This is a genomic window from Bradyrhizobium sp. SZCCHNS3002 (genome assembly GCF_032377435.1).
Lineage (GTDB): Bacteria > Pseudomonadota > Alphaproteobacteria > Rhizobiales > Xanthobacteraceae > Bradyrhizobium.
Genome location: NZ_JAUHHY010000009.1, coordinates 319102 through 334126, shown reverse-complemented (window position 1 = coordinate 334126; position 15025 = coordinate 319102). Strand labels below are relative to the sequence as shown.

Sequence of the window (15025 nt, the reverse complement as noted above, 5' to 3'; positions counted from 1 at the left end):
GATCCCCCGAGCGTCTCAAGAGGGTGCCAAAGATAACGGGTGCCAAGACCATGGCCGAGTTTCACGGTCCACGACCCGACGTGACATTGCTGCTGGACATGGACGGCGTGATCCGTGAGGCGACGCTGTCGCCGAACATGTCAGCCGAGAATGTCGACATCTGGCTCGGCCGTCCCTGGTCCGAGATCGTCGATGATGCGAGCGAGAAGATCGAGCGCATCATGCAGGACACCAAGCGGACCGGCATTTCCGCGTTCCGGCAGATCACGCAGCGGTTCCCGAGCGGTCTCGAGCTGCCGATGGAATTCACGACCGTGCTGCTCGGCGGCCGGGCCGGCATGCTGGCGATCGGCAAGAATCTGCAGGCGGTCGCGGAGCTCCAGGCCCGGCTGATCTCGGCCCAGCAGACCATCGAGCGCGACTACTGGAAGCTGCGCGAGATCGAGACGCGCTACCGCCTGGTCATCGAGGACTCCAACGAGGCTGTGCTGCTGACGAAGGTGTCAGATCTGCGCATCGTCGAAGCGAATCGGACGGCGGCGGCCGCGCTCGGCGTTTCAAGCCGTCGCCGGGACAATCTGGTGGGCCGCGAGTTCCTGCAGGAGATCCCGCAAAAGGATCGCGAGCCGGTAGAGCTGATGCTGAGGCGCGTCCGCGACCAGGGCAAGGCGCCGGGCATCGTGATTCACCTCGGCCACGACACCGCACCCTGGATGCTCCGGGGATCGCTGATGACCAGCGAGACCGCGCCGATGTTCCTGCTGCAGATGGCGCCGATCGGCAAGGCCGCGCAGCCGGGCCCGCTCCCCGACGATCCCGAAGCGCTGATCGACAATCTTCCCGATGCCGTCATCAGCATCGATGGCACCGGTGCCATCAAGCGGGCCAATCGGGCCTTCCTGGAGCTGGTCGAGGTCGGATCGAAAGAGGCGCTGATCGATGAGAAGCTGAGCCGGTGGCTGACGCGCCCCGGCGCCGACCTTTCGGTGCTGATCTCCAACGTCGAGCGCCATGGAGCCGTCCGGCTGCTGTCGACCACGATCCAGGGCGAGCTCGGGACCGAGACCGAGGTCGAGATCTCGGCTGCCGCCCATGGCCTCGACGGCCAGCGCCGGATCGGCCTGGTGTTGCGCAACATCGCCAGGCGGTTGTCGCCCGCGGCGGAGCATGACAATCTGCGGGTCGCCCTCGCGGGCCTCAATGAATCCGTCGGCAAGACACCGTTGCGCGACCTGGTGAGGAGCACGGTCGAAGTCGTCGAGCAGCATTACGTCCGCGCTGCGCTCGAGCTCGCCAACGGGAACCGGACGTCGGCTGCCGAAATTCTCGGCCTCAGCCGCCAGAGTCTTTACGCCAAGCTCGATCGGTATAATCTGAGCCAACTCGAAGAAAGCGACGAGGAAACCGAAAAGGGGAGATAGTTGCCCGTTCCGCTGACAACGCCGGCCTTCGGCCACGCTACTCTTGCGGATTGCGAGCGTGAACAGATTCATCTCGCAGGCTCGATCCAGCCGCACGGCATTCTCCTGGCGGTCAAGGAGCCCGACAACATCGTCATCCAGGCCAGCACCAATGCGGCCGTCTTCCTCAACACCGGCTCCGTGGTCGGCCGTCCCTTGCGCGATCTTGGCGGCGACCTGGCCCTGCAGATCCTGCCGCATCTCAACAGCCCCCTCCATCTGGCTCCGATGACCCTGCGATGCACCGCCGGGGCGCCGCCGCGCCGGGTCGACTGCACGCTTCACCGACCCTCGAATGGCGGGCTGATCGTCGAGCTGGAGCCGGCGACGAAGACGACCAACATCGCGCCTGCGCTCGACAGCGCCTTCCACCGCATCACCTCGGCCTCATCGTTGCTCGGCCTGTGCGACGAGACGGCGACCATCTTCAGGGAGATCGCCGGCTACGACCGCGTCATGGTCTATCGCTTCGACGAGGACGGCCATGGCGAGGTCTTGTCGGAGCGGCGGCGGCCGGATCTGGAGGCCTTTCTCGGCAACCGCTATCCGGCATCCGACATTCCGCAGATCGCGCGCCGGCTCTACGAGCGCAACCGCGTGCGCCTCCTGGTCGACGTCAACTACACGCCAGTGCCGCTGCAGCCGCGCATCTCGCCGCTCAACGGCCGCGACCTCGACATGTCCCTGAGCTGCCTGCGCAGCATGTCGCCGATCCACCAGAAATACCTGCAGAACATGGGCGTCGGCGCGACGCTGGTGTGCTCGCTGATAGTCAGCGGACGGCTGTGGGGACTGATCGCCTGCCATCACTATGAGCCGCGCTTCGTGCCGTTCGACATTCGCGCGGCAGGCGAGGCGCTGGCCGAGACCTGCGCGATCCGGATCGCGGCGCTGGAGAGCTTTGCCCAAAGCCAATCCGAGCTGGTCGTGCGCCGGCTGGAGCAGCGGCTGGTCGAAGCGGTGTCGCGCGACGGCGAATGGCAGGCGGCGCTGTTCGACGGCTCGCAGTCGCTGCTGCAGCCGCTTGGTGCGAGCGGCGCGGCGCTGCTGTTCGAGGGCCAGGTCACGACCGCCGGCGACGTCCCGTCGACGCAGCGCATCCGCGATCTCGCCGCCTGGCTCGATCGCCGGCGCAACACGCCGGGAGCAGCCCCCGAGGGCTTGACGGCGACCAGCTCGCTGACGCTCGACGAACCGTCCTTTGCCGACATCCGCTCGATCGCCAGCGGCCTGATCGCCGCACCGCTGTCGGCGAGCGAGGGCGAGTATCTGTTGTGGTTCCGGCCGGAGCAGGTGCGGACGGTGACCTGGGGCGGCGACCCGCTCAAGGCCGTCATCATCGGCGACGATCCGTCGGATCTGTCGCCGCGGCGCTCGTTTGCGAAATGGCATCAGCTGGTCGAAGGCAAGTCCGAGCCCTGGTCGAGCGCCGAGCTCGCCTCCGCCCGCGTCGTCAGCGAGACGGTCGCCGACGTGGCGCTGCAGCTGCGTTCGGTGCGCATGGTGATCGCGCAGGACCAGCTCGCCACGATCAGCGCCCAGGTGCTGCGCTCGGAGCAGCCGGTCATCATCGCCGATGTCGAGGGCCGCATCCTGCTGATGAACGAAGCATTCGAGCAGCAGCTGCGCGCCTCGCATCCGCACATCCCACATCTGCGCGACCTCGGCAGCTACTGCACCGCGCCGGCGGAATTCCGCGCCAATCTCGACGACCTCATGCGCAACAAGCGCAGCTGGCGCGGCGAGCTGACGCTGACGGGCGGCGCCTCGCCGCAACGGCCGTTGATGGTGCGCGCCGACCCGGTGATCGCGCCGTATGATCGCGTGCTCGGCTTCGTGCTGATCTTCTCGGACTTGACCGAGCGCAAGACCGCCGAGGCGGCCCGGGCGCGCTTCCAGGAAGAAATCGACGGCGCCCGCCGGCCCACGCTGCGGCTCGATCAGAGCGCAAGCCTGATCTACAAGGAGCTCGCCGCCTCTACGGTGGAGAACGCGCAGCTCGCCGCGCTCGAGGTGACGCACGGTGCACAGGCCGGCAGCATGCCGGAGATGCTGGAGAGCATCCGCAATTCGACCACGCGGACGCTGGAGATCCTGGAGCATCTGGTGTGGTATCGCTCGCAGAGCGAGGAGTGAGACGGGGAGGGTGTCTGCGGTACGTCGTTGATGAATGCCGTCCCGCACCCGTTTTGACCACGCAGCTCGTATTTTGACGAAATCGCCCCGATATCTCACCCCGCCCGCGGTCTACTCGCCCTTTGCGAAGCCCCTTGCGAGGAGGGTAGCCGACCTTCGGCGGCGGAAACAGATCGACTCCAACGCGGTCTCGTGCCGAACCGCATCGTTGACGCATGAGATCGATATGGCTGGACCTCGGCCGCCTCAGCCCGCGAGCCCAACCGCCTGCTGAAGTGCCTGCGACAGCGTGATGTTCAGCTGGAAGGCCGTGGCCGCTTCCTCGATGACCGCATCATGCTCGGTCATCGCCGCGCCGGCCTGCTCCAATGCGTCCCTGTAATCATCCTTGAAGCGCGGAATATCGGCGATCTCGGGAAACTCGTAGAACGACAACGCCTCGGGCTTCAGTTCGAGCGAGCGCGCCAGGATCTTCTTGATGATCTGGCCACCGCTGAGATCGCCGAGGTAGCGCGTATAGGCGTGCGCCAGCAACGGATCGCCGGAGCCGGAGCCTGCCTCGTGGACAGCACGAACATAGGCGATCGCCTCGGGCAGCAACGGCAGATTGCGAGCTCCGAGCTCGGCGAGATCGGCCTTGATCGCAGCACTGCGATGCAGCTCCAGCCGCACGATGCGGCCCGTCACTGGCGTGCCCTGATGGCGGAGCAGCTGCGCTTCGAGCGTCTCGTAGACCGGCAGCAGGTTGCGCAGCAGCAGCGCGTACGCATGAACCGTGCCGCGCCCCCGCAACAGCTCGGCGACGATGCCGGTCCGCTCGGCGGTGACGTGGAGCGTCTTGGTACGTTCCCGCATCGCCTGCAAAAGACTGGCCGGACGCGTGCTGCGCCCGGCCATCTCGATCCGATCCAATTCGACTCTGTCCAACATGCCTCGACCTGCAGGACTTCAGCGCGGCGGCGCCAGCCCGTGTTTCACGCCCCAGTCGAACCAGTTATCGACCACGGTGCCCGACAGTAGGATACCGATGCCGCCGGTCAAGGTGCAAAGCACGGCGAACCACCAGGCCCAGCGATGGATCGACTCGGCCGTCGCATTGAAGCCCATCGTCCAGCGCCAGAACAGCGCACCACGTTCGAAGGCCGTGCCGCGGTCGACGATCTGCTCGAGCTCACGCTCGCCGCCGTAGCGGCTGATCGCCAGCACCGTCGCGCCATGCATCGCGAACAGCAGCGCCGACCCGTACAGGAAGGCGATCGAGAGCATGTGGAACGGATTGTAGAACAGGTTGCCGTGGGTGATGGAGAAGTTGTTGGTCCAGTCGAGGTGCGGGAAGATGCCGAACGGCACCGCCTCGCTCCAGCTCCCCATGAAGATCGGCCGGATGAAGCCGAGCACCAGATAGAGCCAGATTGCCGACGCGAACGCCCACGACACATGCGTGCCGAGACCGAGCGCCCGCGCGCGGCGATAGGTCCGCGCCCACCACAGCAGGATCGACGTCGTCAGGAAGAAGCCGGCCATCAGCCACCAGCCGCCCTCCTGCAGCGGCGGGAAGATCTGCAGGCCGTATTCCGGCGCCGGCGGCTGCAGGGCCAGCCACGGGAACTGGCGGATGAACTCGAGCGGGCTCCAGTTCACCGATGCCAGCATGTTGAGACCGATGATCTCGATCGCAACGAAGCCCGACATCAGCGACGCGAGGCCGAGAAAGCCGAGATAGACCGGGCCGACCTGGGCATCGCCGAGCTTGCCGAACCAATAGTTGAAGCTGCCCTTGCCGATCCGCTCCCAGACGCCGGGCTCGATCGGGATACCCGGATAGATCGCACTACGAACTTGGATCTGCGTGAAGATGTTCTGGTATTGGGCCATGACGACCTCTCCTTGAACTCATTGCGGCGGCGACCAGATCGGGACGTGGCGCCACCAGTCCCACCAGTCCGACCAGGCATTGCCTTCCGGCATCAGCCAGGCGGGACCGGAGATGACGATGCAGACGGCGCTGAAGAACACCGCCGACAGCGCCAGGAACAGACCGAGGCGATGGATGCCGAGCGTGCCGATGGAGTAGCCGAGGAGATCGCGGAACATGGTGTTTTCATGCTCCGGCGACTTCATCTCCTGGCCCTTGCCCGGGTTGGCGGCCGACAGGATCAGCGAGCCGTGCAGCGCGAGCGCGAGACACGTCGTGAAGAAGAACGTGATCGCGATCATGTGCGCGGGATTGTAGTGGAAGTTGCCGAACTGATAGCCGGTGTTCGATACCCAATCGAGGTGGGTGATGATGCCATAGGGGAAGGCGTAGCTCCACGAGCCCATCAGCACCGGACGGATCACCTCCAGCGTGAAATAGGCGAAGATCGCAAAGCCGAAGGCGAACGGCACGTGATAGCCGATCGCGAGCTTGCGGCAGATCTCGACCTCGCGCAGCGCCCATGAGACGAAGGCGCCGAGCGCACACACCGTGATGAGCTGCCAGAAGCCGCCCTCGGTGAGGGGCGCGAACGACAGCCCGTATTTGGCATCGGGCGGGTTGATGCTGATCTGCCAGAGATTCCACGTCGGTCCGAGCGCCGTGGCGTAGAGGATCAGCGCCACGCCGACGAAGGTGAAGAAGATCGTCGTCACGCCGAAGAAGCCGACGTAGAACGGTCCGACCCAGAAATCGAAGAGGTCGCCGCCGATCAACGTGCCGCCGCGGACGCGGTATTTTCGTTCAAAGCTGAGCATTGCCATCGGTCCTGCCTCCGCTGCCCGTCGCGCGATATGCTACGTGTCGTGAATTCGTTGGACGAGAGGATTTGGGAAGCGGGCGAACGGGGTCTGCCGCCGTCGCCCGTCCGCTTCCCTCTGGTCGTCGAGCTGCTAGCTGAGCTTCACCGGCGTTGCCGGATCGGAGATCGACGACGTCTTCGCTGCACGCGGCCCCTCCAGCCAGTTGAACCGGTTGGTGCTGAGCAGGATGAAGTGAATCACCAATGCCAGTCCGAACAGGAACACGCCGAGAGCCACGAGAACCCTGCGGGGATCGAACAACAACCACAAGCGCCACATAGTTTTCTCCTTTCGATCAGGTCAGGTAGGAGAGCGCGAGAGTGGCGTAGTGGGCTGCCCCATCCATCGCCGCCTTGTAGCCAGTCGGCCCGGGCAGCCAGGGACGCCACATCCAGGCGAGAATGTGGGCGACGATCGCAACCGCCGTGAAGACCACAAAGCTCGTCATGAAGATGCTATGGAATTCCCTCGCCTCCGCTTCGGTCAGCCCCGACAGAGAGCCTCCCTTGTTTGGTACGTCCACCATAGTGGTACCTCCTGGTGTTGGCCTTTCGGCCGGATGCCGCCCACCGAGATGAGCGGCGTCGAAGTGTCATCCCGTCGCCGGGATGACATCCGTGCGGCGAGCCGCACGAACTCCTTGCAAATCCGCAGAGCGCACTGACCGCTCTCGAACTCAAAGTCCCATGAAGGACGAGGTCGCGCAGTTCGCGGCCTTGATCCTCGCTTCACCGACGATCGCGCCGAGCGGCGCCGGCCGGTGGCCGGTGATGATGGAGCCGATCCGGCGCAGCACGCCCTCGACCATCAGCACGGCGAAGCACATCGCGTAGACCAGGAGATAGTCGATGCGCTCGCGCGATCTCGGCGCGACGTCACGATCCATGCGTTCGTATAACGACATCGTCCTCTCCCTCTCCGCTATCCCCGTGCCTACGCGGCCTGGCCCGTTGCGAGCTGCGACCGCGCATGCGCGAGAACGTCCTCCGTCACCTTGTCGAGTCCAGCCTGGCGCGCACCGCGCTCGGCGGCGTCGCGCAGCCGCTTGGCCGCCGAGATCCGCACCAGCACCGGCTGGGTCTCGATGATCTGGTCGAGCGCGAGCTTGGCCCCGTCATCCCATGGCAGCTCACGCTCGAGCCGCGCCGGCGTCGCTGCGATCTGGTCGAGCTGGGTTGCGAGCGGCAGGATGTTGAACAGCGCATCGAACAGCGCGTTGCAGACCTCCTGCACGACGTAGGTCGCCCCCGCATAGCCCATGAACGGCGTGCCGGTGTGGCGCCGGATCACCGTGCCCGGGAACGAGGCCGGGATGTAGACCGACCGGTTGCCGGCTTCCGCCGCATACATGCGTTCGTTATAGCTGCCGAACAGCACCAGCGGCGGCCGCTCGTGGATCTGCTTGCGGATCGCATCATTGTCGGTCTTGGCGCCGGCACAGCGCGAGATGGCGAAGCTGCACGGCAGCCCGAGCTCGGTCTCCAGGAAGTTGCGCAGGCCGCGCGCGTACGTCTCCGAGGCGACGATGCCGAAGCTCGCGGTGCCGAAGAAGTCCTGCGTCACCGAGCGCCACAGATCCCACAGCGGCTTGATCGTCGTATGCTTCTCCCGGGTGATGAACGGCTCGGGATCGAGGCCGAGCATCTCGCCCAGCGAGCGCAGGAATTTCGTCGTCGAATGCAGCCCGATCGGCGCCTGCAGATAAGGCCGCTCCAGCGTCTCGCACAGCAGGCGACCGAACTCGCGGTACATGCAGATGTTGACATCGGCATTGACCAGCTTCGGCACGTCGGCGAGGTGGCTGCCGAGCGGGAACACCATGTTGATCTCGGCGCCGATGCCTTCGACCAGGCGGCGGATCTCGGCGACATCCGACGGCATGTTGAAGGTGCCGTAGATCGGACCGATGATGTTGACCCTGGGCTTCTCGCCGTCGGCGCGCGGCTTGCGCTCAGGAATCCGGCGTGGGCCGTATTCGCTCCACAGCCAGCTCAACGCGCGGTTGGCGCTCTGCCACTGGTCCTCGTCGATGGTGCGCGGCAGGAAGCGCTTGATGTTGGAGCCTTCGGGCGTGACGCCACCGCCAATCATCTCGGCGATCGAGCCGGTGACGACCACCGCCGGCAGGTCGGGATCGAGCGCGGCGCGGGCGCGCTTCATCGCCTGCTCGGTGCCCTTCTGGCCGAGCTCGTCCTCGCCTAACCCCGTCACGACGATCGGCAGCTCATGCGGCGGCAGGCCGTCGGTGTAGTGCAGCACCGAGGTCACCGGCAGGTTCTCGCAGCCCACGGGGCCGTCGATGATGACCTGCAGGCCCTTGATCGCGGTGAACGCGTAGACCGCCCCCCAATAGCCGCCGGCGCGATCGTGGTCGAGGATCAGCATCACACCATCTCCTCGGACTTGCGCGCCTTCGCCTGCGCCGCGACCGTCCTGCGGTACTTGTCGCGGAAGTCGGGACGCGCGACAGGGGTGCCCTGCCACACGCCCGCGGTGTCGCCCTCACCGACACCTTCGAAGAAGTCGCGCATTTCGTCGAAACGCGCCTTGCCGGCAATGGCCGCATTGACGACCTGGGCCAGCGAGCCGGCGCCGGAGACGCCGAACAGCGGCCGCGCCGAAATGAGATTGGTGAAGTAGAGCGACGGGATCGCGCGCGCCTTGGCTTTCTGCACGATCGGCGTGGTGCCGATCGCAAGATCCGGCGCGAACTCATCGACCGCCGCGAGATCCTGCTCCAGCGAGGCGCGGTACTGCACGCGCACGCCGCGGCTCTCGAGCCAGGCACAGTCGGCCTCCGACCAGCGCGTGCGCGGACAGGCCGTGCCGACATAGCGCAGGTCGGCGCCGCTCTCGACCAGCAGACGCCCGACCAGCAGCTCCGATCCCTCATAGCCCGACAGCGTGATCCGGCCGCGGATCGGAGTCGCCGTAAGCGCGCCGCGGATCGCCGGCAGCACCGCGTTCTTGGCCGCATCGATCTGCGCGCGCCCGACGCCGCAGACCGCGCCAACGGCCTCCAGCCACTCCGCCGTGCCATCCCAGCCGACCGGCGCCGAGCCGATGATCGGGCGGCCCGCCGCCTCGAACTCACGGATCGAGGCCGTGTAGAACGGATGGATCGCCGCCACGGCCGCGCAGTCCAACGCGCCATACAGCTCGCGCCATTCGCGCGTCGGCACCGCGGGACCCGCGGCGAGACCAAGCGGCGCCAGCATCATGCCGATGCCGACGGGATCGGCCGGAAACATCTCACCTAGCAGCGCGATGGTCGGCCGATCGCCGCGCGGCACGCGTGGCGCCTGCACCGGACCCTGCTCCGCCTCGCGGCGCGCGTAGCTCAGCATCGCGCCGGCGAGCACGTCCTTGGCCTCGGCATGGGTCGGCACGCCAAACCCGGGCACGTCGATGCCGATGACGCGGACGCCGTTGATCTCCTTCGGGAGAATCTGCAGCGGCACGCCCGACGCGGTGGGCACGCAGAGATTGATGATGACGACGCAGTCGTAGTTGGCGGGGTCCGCCAGCTTGAACACGGCCTCGCGGATGTCCTCGAACAGCTTGCCGGTGACCAGCGTCTCGGAATTGAACGGGACGTAGCCGACGCTGCGCCGCGCGCCGTAGAAGTGCGATGTGAAGGTGAGGCCATAAACGCAGCAGGCCGAGCCCGACAGCACCGTCGCGGTGCGCCGCATGCGCAGGCCCACGCGCAGCGAGCCGAACGCCGGGCACATGCTCTGCGGCTGGTCGTGCGGCCCGGCCGGATAGTCGGCCGCGTAGCGCGCCAGCACCTCGCTCTTGCCGGCGGCATCGGCCGCACGCTTGAGCTCGGCCTTGCCGGCGTGGCAGCCGAGCGCCTCGGGCTGCGCCGGCAGAAGAGCTGCCGCTGCGCCGCTCTGCGCGCTGATTGCCTGATGGACCACAGGATCGCTCATTGCATTACATTCCGCTCGCCGACCGATCCCATCACACGCTGTCGTAGATCACTTCGAGCGACGGCTTGGCCACTGCGGTGCTGCCGCACATGTCCTCGAGCGTCGCCTGCTCCAGCACCACGTCGCGCCCGACCTCCGAGGCCTTGAACAGCCCGAGAAGACCGTCATGCGTCAGCGGATGCGGATGCCGCGGCGGCGCCTCGGCGACGTTCTGGGCGAGGTGCTCAAACAGCGCCGCCCAGGGCGTGCCGGGGCGGCCGATGATCTGATAGCTCGCGCTCTTGCGGCGGATGTCGTCGTCGGCCGGGATCGAGGCCAGCACCGGAATGCCGGCGGCTTCCGCGAACGCCGCAGCCTCGCCGGTGCCGTCGTCCTTGTTGATGACGATGCCGGCGACGCCGACATTGCCACCGAGCTTGCGGAAATACTCGACCGCCGAGCAGACATTGTTGGCGACGTAGAGCGACTGCAGGTCGTTGGAGCCGACGATGATCACCTTCTGGCACATGTCGCGCGCGATCGGCAGGCCGAAGCCGCCGCAGACGACGTCGCCGAGGAAGTCCAGCAGCACATAGTCGAAGCCCCAATCGTGGAAGCCGAGCTTCTCGATCAGCTCGAAGCCATGGATGATGCCGCGTCCGCCGCAGCCGCGGCCGACCTCGGGCCCGCCGAGCTCCATCGCGAACACGCCGTCGCGCTTGAAGCAGACGTCGCCGATCTTGACCTCCTCGCCGGCGAGCTTCTTCTTCGACGAGGTCTCGAGGATGGTCGGGCAGGCCCGGCCGCCGAACAGCAGCGAGGTGGTGTCGCTCTTCGGATCGCAGCCGATCAGCAGCACCTTCTTGCCCTGCTGCGCCATCATGTAGGACAGGTTGGCGAGCGTGAAGCTCTTGCCGATGCCGCCCTTGCCGTAGATCGCGATGATCTGCGTGGCCTTCTTCGGCGCAGCCGTCACCGGCGCATCCGGCTCGATCGCGGCCTCGGCACGCAAGGCATCCGTCATCGCGGCAAGATTGGCGGTGATCTTGGTCGGGGCGTTCATGCGGCAGCTCTCCAGTCCAGGACCATCTTGAGACATGAGGGATCGTCGAACGCGGTCTGGTAGGCACTCTCCGCGGACAAGGCGTCGGCGTGGTGCGTGATCAGCCCGTCCAGCGACAGCCGACCGGTGTCGATGAGATTGCGCACCGCGAGCAGATCCTCGTGCGTCCATTCGGCGGCGACGCGGATCGCCGCCTCGCGCATGAAGGCCGGCGGGTAGGAGAAGGAGAGCGGCGCGCTGTAGAAGCCGGCGAGGATGATCTCGCCACGTGGCGCCAGGCGAGCAATGAGGCTGTCGAGCAGGCCGGCATCGCCGCTGGCATCGAAGATCAGCCGATAGTCGGGTCTGCTGTCCTCTGAGGGATCGATGACGCGATAGCCCGTCGCACCAACGGCGCGCTCCGGATTGCTTTCCCACACCACGGGCGGATCGCCGCCCATCGCCACGATCAGCCGCGCCAGCAGACGGCCGAGCACGCCATGGCCGACGACGCATTCGGCCTGGCCGTCACCACCGATCTGCAATGCATGATAGGCGGTGGCCGCCAGTGCCAGCAGCACGCCGCGCTGGCCCGTCGTCTCATCGATCGCAACAAGGCGCTGTGCGGGAACGTTGAGACGCGAGGCGGCGGCGCCAAACAGGCTCCTGACCTCGCCGAAGCAGCGCGCCGCGCCCGGCACGAACACGCGCTCGCCCTTGCGAAAACCGGAGTTTGGCGCGGCGCGCGCGACGCGGCCCACCGCCTCGTAGCCCGGTACGAGCGGATAGCCCATGCCCGGGAAGGACGGCATCCGTCCCTCGTACAGCAGCCGCTCGGTGCCGGTGCTGATCGCGCTCCATTCGATGTCGACGGTCAGGCAGTCCGGGGCATCCGCCAGCTGCAGCTGTTGCAGCGACAACTCCCTCGGCCTCCCCAGTACGACGGCGATCGCGTCCATAGCCCAACTCCCCGGCGACGCCCGCTCAGTTACGGATGTGAGGTTAGTCCGACTGCGGGGAGTGTCAATATATATTTACAGTTTGAGTGTCAGTCTTTCGCGACAATTACGCTGGCGATCAGCGGGAGCCGGGTGCGAAGCACTCGCACCTGCGAAAAACCTGCCGCGTGGAGCAGCTCGCGCAAACGGCCTGCGCTGCGCGGGCGTCCCTGCCCCATCGCGCGGAGATAGATCTCGAAATAGGCGCTGACGCCGTCGCTGCCGCCGGTCGCCTCGCGCATCGGCTCGCCCAGCAGCAGCACGCCATCGTCAGGCAGCGCGGCGCGCAGCTTCGCGAGCAACCGCGCCACGGCCTCGTCGTCGTGATCGTGCACGACCCGAATCAGCGAGATCACGTCCGCGCCGGTCGGGAGCGCATCGTCGTAGAAGCTGCCGGCCGTGATCGTGACGCGATCGGCCAGCCCGGCCTTGGCGAGACGCTCCTGCGCGATCGCGGCGACCTCCGGCAGATCGAACAGCTTGAGCTGCAGCTGCGGCGCAGCCCGCGCGGCGGCGGTCAGGAAGCTGCCGTCGCCACCGCCGACATCGAGCAGGCAACGGTGGCCACTCAAGGGATAGGCTGCGAGGACGACGTCCGCGATCATCGGCTGCGACGCCGCCATCAGCGCCGTGTAGGGCGCGACGCTGTCGCGTGTCAGCGCATCGCCGGTCTTGTCCAGCGCATACGGCCAGTACTGCGCGAGCCGGCGCTCGCGGTCCTGTCCGCGCAGCAGCGCCACGGGATCGGTGAGATCGGCATACAGCGCGGCGTGATGTCGAACCATGGCGGCGATGCCGGGATTGCCGAGCAGCGCCGCGCCGAGCGGCCCGAGCCCGTAGCACGCACCGCGGCGCTCGAGCAGCTGAAGCGCGGACGCCGCCTCGCACAAGCTCTCCATCGCGGCCTCGGGCACCACCGCGCGCGACGCCAGCGCCGCGAGATCGCACGGCCCGGCGCGCAACGTCTCGAACAGATCGAGCTGCACGCAAGCCGCCAGCGTCTGCGAATAGACGAACCCTGCGCACAGGTCGAACAGCTCCGCCGCCCGCCTGCGCGCAATCGGCCGCGTCAACGGAAACGCCGACGCCCAGCGCTGGAACGCCGCACTCGCGAGCAGCGCGTCGCGCCAGCCGCGCCAGCGATCAATGAGGCTGATCGGGGGCGGAGTGTCGTGGCGGACGACGGTCGACACGGATCAATGCTCCAGTCGGCGGGCAATAGCGCATCGACGCGCACCACTGCCCACCCTCCCCTGGAGGACAGGGCAATCGCATGTGGCGATCGCCGTTTTGTGCTCGTCTCTCTCCACGTCGTCATGGCCGGGCTTGTCCCGGCCATCCACGTCGGCCGGCATGCTGAGAGCGACGTGGATGCCCGGGACAAGCCCGGGCATGACGGAGTAACTAACTTGCAGGATCGTTCGTCGCGACAGCCCGGAATTTCCACATGCGATTGCCCTCCCCTGAAGGGGGAGGGTCACCGCGCGCAACGCGCGCGGTGGGGTGGGGTGAGCCCGGAAACAGGTGAGGATGGGTCGAGGCAACATCAGGTTTGCCGGCACCGGCGCCCGCGAAGCCATCAGCACCACAGGCGCGGACAGTCCGTCACCCCACCCCGCCGCGCATGCCGCTGCGCGCATGCTCGGCGCCCCTCCCCCTCCAGGGGAGGGTGGGCACTGTGCGCGCGGCGCGAGCGTTGCCATTCAACGCGGCCGAAACATCACGCCGCCGACGCCGCCAGGCGGCGCGGCACCAGGCGCTTGGCTTCCTGCTCCATGAGCATGCGCAGCTCGTGCGCGTGGGCGCAGGGCGGCATGGTGCGGATGCCGTCGGCGACGAGATCGTGCAGATAGCTGACGGCGCCGGTGAGCCCATAGATCAGTACAGCGTTGGGCCGGCCATGCGCGGCGTCCTGGCCGACGGGCTTGCCCGCCTCCTCTTCATCGCTGGCGGCATCGCGGATGTCGTCGGCGACCTGATAGGCCTCGCCAATGGTCTCGCCGAGCGTGCGCCACGCTTCCGGATTCTCATGCCCTGCCGCAGCAGCACCCGACACGGTGGCCGCCGCAAACAGCGCGCCGGTCTTGGAGCGGTGATAGCGCGACAGATCGATCTGCGGCTCGCATTCCCAGGCTTGTCCAGCCGAGATGCCATGCGGCACGCCGACGGCATCGCCGATGGTCGCGATCAGCTGCGCCAGCCGCAGCGGCGAGCAGCGCGACTTGGCGAGCGTCTGGAAGGCGAGCACGATCAGCGCATCGCCCGCGAGCACCGCGAGCGGCTCGCCGAACGCGGCATGCACCGAGGGCCGCCCGCGTCGTAGCGCCGCGTTGTCGAAGCACGGCAGATCGTCATGCACCAGCGAGGCGCAGTGCAGCAGCTCGATCGCGGATCCCGCCGCATCGGTCGCGGCCGGCTCGTCGTCGCCGCAGGCGCTGGCCACCGCATGACAGAGCCGCGGACGAACCCGCGCCCCCTTGGGAAACACCGCGGCCTGCATGGCGGCCGAGAGGCGCGGCGGGCATCCGGGCCGATCGGCCAGGGCGACCGCTGTGACGAGGGATTTCTCGATCCGGGCCATCACGTCCATGCCAGCCTCCCCTGCCGCGAGGCCATGCCGGTCCTCGCCTATGTAAATTTCAACTTACACCCACAATGTAAATCATGCTAGACATTTCCTGCGTCAGAGCGGGCGGA

The 15025-nt window shown here is 67.1% G+C and carries 14 protein-coding genes; 2 read left to right on the top strand and 12 right to left on the bottom strand.

Translation table 11 applies throughout. The features are described from left to right. Positions 1–50: 50 nt before the first annotated feature. A complete protein-coding gene (gene ppsR / locus QW845_RS21055) occupies positions 51–1421 on the top strand; it encodes a transcriptional regulator PpsR (RefSeq protein WP_315803450.1) in 1371 nt (456 codons plus the stop codon). After that, positions 1422–3596 carry a GAF domain-containing protein gene (locus QW845_RS21050; protein WP_315803449.1) on the top strand — a complete coding sequence of 725 codons (2175 nt, stop codon included), beginning with the start codon at positions 1422–1424 and terminating at the stop codon, positions 3594–3596. A gap of 246 nt (positions 3597–3842) precedes the next feature. On the opposite strand, the gene QW845_RS21045 is transcribed toward QW845_RS21050, so the two are convergent. The 12 genes from QW845_RS21045 to QW845_RS20990 all read right to left on the bottom strand — a co-directional run bounded on the left by QW845_RS21045 (position 3843) and on the right by QW845_RS20990 (position 14918). Continuing rightward, positions 3843–4526, bottom strand: a complete 684-nt coding sequence (locus QW845_RS21045) for a biliverdin-producing heme oxygenase (protein ID WP_315803448.1) — start codon at positions 4524–4526, stop codon at positions 3843–3845. An 18-nt stretch (positions 4527–4544) separates the two neighbouring features. After that, entirely contained in the window at positions 4545–5471 is a 927-nt protein-coding gene (pufM, locus tag QW845_RS21040) for a photosynthetic reaction center subunit M (RefSeq protein WP_315803447.1), read from the bottom strand. An 18-nt stretch (positions 5472–5489) separates the two neighbouring features. Next, a complete protein-coding gene (gene pufL, locus QW845_RS21035; RefSeq protein WP_315803446.1) occupies positions 5490–6335 on the bottom strand; it encodes a photosynthetic reaction center subunit L in 846 nt (281 codons plus the stop codon). 129 nt (positions 6336–6464) lie between these two features. Further along, positions 6465–6653, bottom strand: a complete 189-nt coding sequence (gene pufA / locus QW845_RS21030) for a light-harvesting antenna LH1, alpha subunit (protein WP_315803445.1) — start codon at positions 6651–6653, stop codon at positions 6465–6467. 16 nt (positions 6654–6669) lie between these two features. Continuing rightward, positions 6670–6900, bottom strand: coding sequence for a light-harvesting antenna LH1, beta subunit (pufB, locus tag QW845_RS21025; RefSeq protein ID WP_315803444.1), 231 nt, complete (start codon positions 6898–6900; stop codon positions 6670–6672). Between the two features lie 150 nt (positions 6901–7050). Beyond that, a complete protein-coding gene (locus tag QW845_RS21020) occupies positions 7051–7278 on the bottom strand; it encodes a hypothetical protein (RefSeq protein WP_315803443.1) in 228 nt (75 codons plus the stop codon). 29 nt (positions 7279–7307) lie between these two features. Further along, positions 7308–8759, bottom strand: coding sequence for a chlorophyllide a reductase subunit Z (bchZ, locus tag QW845_RS21015; protein ID WP_315803442.1), 1452 nt, complete (start codon positions 8757–8759; stop codon positions 7308–7310). Continuing rightward, positions 8759–10309, bottom strand: a complete 1551-nt coding sequence (gene bchY, locus QW845_RS21010) for a chlorophyllide a reductase subunit Y (protein WP_315803441.1) — start codon at positions 10307–10309, stop codon at positions 8759–8761. Before bchY ends, bchZ begins: the two co-directional genes overlap by 1 nt. A 31-nt stretch (positions 10310–10340) precedes the next feature. After that, positions 10341–11351: a chlorophyllide a reductase iron protein subunit X gene (locus tag QW845_RS21005; protein ID WP_315803440.1), complete on the bottom strand. Its 1011-nt coding sequence runs from the start codon at positions 11349–11351 to the stop codon at positions 10341–10343. Then, entirely contained in the window at positions 11348–12289 is a 942-nt protein-coding gene (gene bchC / locus QW845_RS21000) for a chlorophyll synthesis pathway protein BchC (protein WP_315803439.1), read from the bottom strand. Before bchC ends, QW845_RS21005 begins: the two co-directional genes overlap by 4 nt. An 89-nt stretch (positions 12290–12378) precedes the next feature. Continuing rightward, entirely contained in the window at positions 12379–13521 is a 1143-nt protein-coding gene (locus QW845_RS20995) for a methyltransferase (RefSeq protein WP_315803438.1), read from the bottom strand. Positions 13522–14048: 527 nt separating this feature from the next. After that, on the bottom strand, positions 14049–14918 hold the full coding sequence (locus tag QW845_RS20990; RefSeq protein WP_315803437.1) for a polyprenyl synthetase family protein: 870 nt from the start codon (positions 14916–14918) through the stop codon (positions 14049–14051). Positions 14919–15025: the final 107 nt, after the last annotated feature.

Coding starts and splice junctions, on each gene's coding strand:
- bchY (WP_315803441.1), bottom strand. CDS start 10,309: ATGAGCGATCCTGTGGTCCATCAGGCAATCAGCGCGCAGAGCGGCGCA.
- QW845_RS20990 (WP_315803437.1), bottom strand. CDS start 14,918: ATGGACGTGATGGCCCGGATCGAGAAATCCCTCGTCACAGCGGTCGCC.
- pufL (WP_315803446.1), bottom strand. CDS start 6,335: ATGGCAATGCTCAGCTTTGAACGAAAATACCGCGTCCGCGGCGGCACG.
- pufA (WP_315803445.1), bottom strand. CDS start 6,653: ATGTGGCGCTTGTGGTTGTTGTTCGATCCCCGCAGGGTTCTCGTGGCT.
- QW845_RS21005 (WP_315803440.1), bottom strand. CDS start 11,351: ATGAACGCCCCGACCAAGATCACCGCCAATCTTGCCGCGATGACGGAT.
- bchC (WP_315803439.1), bottom strand. CDS start 12,289: ATGGACGCGATCGCCGTCGTACTGGGGAGGCCGAGGGAGTTGTCGCTG.
- QW845_RS21045 (WP_315803448.1), bottom strand. CDS start 4,526: ATGTTGGACAGAGTCGAATTGGATCGGATCGAGATGGCCGGGCGCAGC.
- bchZ (WP_315803442.1), bottom strand. CDS start 8,759: ATGCTGATCCTCGACCACGATCGCGCCGGCGGCTATTGGGGGGCGGTC.
- pufM (WP_315803447.1), bottom strand. CDS start 5,471: ATGGCCCAATACCAGAACATCTTCACGCAGATCCAAGTTCGTAGTGCG.
- QW845_RS21020 (WP_315803443.1), bottom strand. CDS start 7,278: ATGTCGTTATACGAACGCATGGATCGTGACGTCGCGCCGAGATCGCGC.
- ppsR (WP_315803450.1), top strand. CDS start 51: ATGGCCGAGTTTCACGGTCCACGACCCGACGTGACATTGCTGCTGGAC.
- pufB (WP_315803444.1), bottom strand. CDS start 6,900: ATGGTGGACGTACCAAACAAGGGAGGCTCTCTGTCGGGGCTGACCGAA.